This is a genomic window from Gemella sp. GH3, from assembly GCF_013415425.1.
Classification (GTDB): domain Bacteria; phylum Bacillota; class Bacilli; order Staphylococcales; family Gemellaceae; genus Gemelliphila.
In genome coordinates, this window is sequence record NZ_JACBYC010000071.1 from 1 (window position 1) to 550 (window position 550).

1 pseudogene is annotated in these 550 nt (G+C 35.6%); it reads left to right on the plus strand.

The features are described 5' to 3' along the window. A pseudogene (locus tag HZY83_RS01670) lies at nt 1-501 on the plus strand (lipoteichoic acid stability factor AuxB); the annotation flags it as partial. Nucleotides 502-550 lie beyond the last annotated feature (49 nt).

Here is a 550-nt window from a genome sequence, read left to right on the forward strand (position 1 = left end):
GAGTCAGAGAGTCATAATTATGATGAGACAGATGATAAATATGCTCAATTTCCAAAACGCGCTGTAGAAAGTGAATACAAGTCCACTCAGCAGGAAGAAGAAGAACCGGCGATTATGTCTAGACAGGCGAAATACAATAAGAAATCTAAAAAAGCTAAGCGTGATGAACAATTCCAAGAAGATTATTATCAAAATGAAGATGATAGTTACGGTTATGAGGATGGTTATGCTTACAACCAAGAGCCACAAGAACCTAAAGTTGATCCTAGAGAACTTAAGGCTCAACGCAAGAAAGAAAAAGCTGAAATTCGTGCGAAGAAAAGAGAAAAGAAAAAAGCTTATAATAAACGCATGAAAGAAAGAAGAAAGAATCAACCTAGTGCAGTCAATCAACGGAGAATGAATTACGAGGAACGTCGTCAAATGTTCCAAGGTGAACAACCTCAAGAAGATAATCAAGAGAACCAAGTTGAACACAAAGACGACACGGAAAATAAATAACACTATATAAGTGATTGACTTAGAATGAAAAGTCAATCACTTTTTTTTA